1 protein-coding gene and 2 pseudogenes are annotated in these 2,673 nt (G+C 38.1%); all 3 read right to left on the reverse strand.

Annotated features, from left to right (window positions below):
* A partial coding sequence (locus EG2_RS18085; RefSeq protein ID WP_060815715.1) for a protein rep occupies positions 1-670 on the reverse strand: 670 nt, incomplete at its 3' end.
* A 284-nt stretch (positions 671-954) separates the two neighbouring features.
* Positions 955-1,103 (reverse strand): annotated as a pseudogene (locus EG2_RS19880) (replication initiation factor domain-containing protein); the annotation flags it as partial.
* Between the two features lie 1,250 nt (positions 1,104-2,353).
* Positions 2,354-2,673 (reverse strand): annotated as a pseudogene (locus EG2_RS19295) (protein rep); the annotation flags it as partial.

Here is a 2,673-nt window from a genome sequence, read left to right on the forward strand (position 1 = left end):
CCAAGACTGCTTTCTCTTGTTGGAACCCTTTAACCTTGCGAATATCCAGCTGTGTAATCTCGTCGGTGCCGTCCGGATTAACTCCTGTTTTTCCCGTCACATCACGCCATAGATCCAGCCATTCTACTTGATTGATATAATATCTAGGGTTAGTAAAATACGACTTATTCACTGCCAAAATCAAGTGAAAATGCGGATTATAGTCGTCTCGCTCTTTGTTGTACGTGATTTCGAGTTTTCGCACATAACCTTTGATTGCAGCTTTCACTTTCTTTCGACGAAACAGTTTTGACAGCGCCTGATTGAACAAATTAATTTCTTCGTTCAGCTGATTCCCTTTGACATTCGGTGTTGTCAATGTCATAAAAAGAAACTCATACTGCTTTTCTTGTGCGATTGCCTGCATCATAATCGACAACATCATCGCATCTTTCCTTGCTTTACGCCACGCACATAACGGACAAAAACGATTTTTACAAAAATGTGCCTGCACCAATTTCTTTTTCTCCTTGTCTACCGTGGCAATAAATTCTAGATACGAACCGCACCCCATCATCAGTTCATGCATTCTTGTAGGAACTCGATTTTCACTCAAAGCCAATACTTTCCGTAAATTTTTCTTTTTCTCACGATAAGTTCCATTAATCAAATCTTGTCTTTTCTCTGTCATCTTGTTATACTGAATCTACAAATTTTGTACACATAGGCTGAAAAGCCGATAACAAAAAATAAGATTGCTCTCCTTACTGATTTAGTTTTTTGATTAGACACCAAAAGTTTAAATCACTATGCAAGGAAATGCAATCTTTTTTTTTGTGCTTCCTTACAGCCCCAAGGGTTTGACCTAGGTCAAACCCCTATTTTTTCGCCGAAAATAGTTGCCTATATTATCAAGAAAAGAAGAGATCTTTTTCGCTGCGCTCAAAAATCTCAAATAAAATAACAAAAAAACAGGTCAATTGACCACTGCATTTTTAGGGGGGGGTGTACATATTTTGTACATTTAACCGCCTGTTAGAAAGGGCTGTTAAATTTTCCCACTCATTTATCGTTGTTCTTTTTTGTGACTCTCGCCCCTCAATTTTCGATTTCCTTTCGCACAAAATCAAAGACCAAGACCTTGCCTTTTTGAAAAAAGGCAACCCCAAAAACTTTCCACTCGCCGTTCAGGCGTCAAGAACGTTCCCTATGGTCACCTTCTTCTGTTCCCAGCTTCTAGGGTGAGTTTCTAGCCGTCAACTCCTTAAAGCCTCTCAGAAGCTCTAAAATGCCCTCTAAACACATTTGATTATTCTTCCTTGCTTTTTAAAGCATTAAACCTAAAAACGCTCAGAATCGATTTTAAGGGCCATTTAAGAGCTTCTAGTTCGATTTACCGTTGACTGCACCTTATCTATGTTTCTCTTTGTCTATTCTCCCTGAAAGGCAGCCACAAATATCGAAGGAGCCTGCGACTGATATTTGTGGTTGACTGAAGGCTTCATGAGCAAAGCGAATGATCATTCTTTTTCATTCTTTCCCTTCCCCTTACCAGTAAAAAATGCGCCTACCTTCTCTTATTGTTTGGCAGTTCCCGGCGCTTGGTATTTTTTTTCGGAGTTTGGCAATTCCTGACCACTTTCCCTCATAAGGGGGATTACCCCACGTTGAGGGAAAGTGGTCAGGAATTGCCAAGGCGGAGAAAGCCTTTGATACCAAGCGCCGGGAACGTTCTCTTATGATGAAAAATTGAACGTAAAGTGAATACATACTGAATCCAAACTGAATGGAAAATGAATTTTTCCACATTCTTTTTGTTTAACTTTTTTATACATAATTCATCATCAAATTAAAAGGATTTACCATATTGAATTTAGCCATTTTGTCTGTTTATTAATACAAAACAAATGATCAATCAATTGCATTTCACACATCAATTAAATGCAAAACATTGATCATTTTGTTGCCAAATCGATGAAAATAAATCGCGGATTGACGTTAAAACGATTGTCAATTAGACACAAATAAACACGTCTGTTAGCAATAACAAGTGCATCAAAATCAAGAGTAAGTATAGAGCAAATATAGAGTAAGCGTAGAAATACAAACATAAGATAAACACCCCTAACCATTGCTATAATGCGCTTGCTCCGCTTCTCCAGTTTTTGACCACTTTCCCAAAACATACTGTTTTTTCAGGGAAAGTGGTCAAAAACTTCCGAGCTCCGAACAAAAAAGTGGACGATTTTTCGTCCACTTGCCATTGATTTTTTTTGTTTTAAGGGTGACTCCTTCCCCTGAGTCACCCTCGGAGAGTGATACTGGGATATCCCTAACTTGATTATAAAAAGTGAATTTATTTTGCTCAAACAATTTACTCTTTTTCGCCTTCAACCGCTTTTTCCTCAACATACTGATTAGCAAAAAATCGCTTTTCATCCTCGTTCAACGCGCGATAATCAATTGCATATTGCGCTTCATTTTTCATCCATGAAGCCGTTAAAAACCAAAAATAATCATTCTCGTCTTTTTGTTTGTATCGGTCTAAAGCACCAGACTCAAATTTCTTTTTGTAGTCTTTGAACACACCGTTGAACGTAATCAACTGGCGACCTTTCATTGCAAAATAAAACGTATCGAATACTGCTTGGTTTTCCGTCATTTCAAAGTCTTTGGCCGAATATTTTGCGACTT

The organism is Enterococcus gallinarum NBRC 100675 (genome assembly GCF_001544275.1).
Classification (GTDB): domain Bacteria; phylum Bacillota; class Bacilli; order Lactobacillales; family Enterococcaceae; genus Enterococcus_D; species Enterococcus_D gallinarum.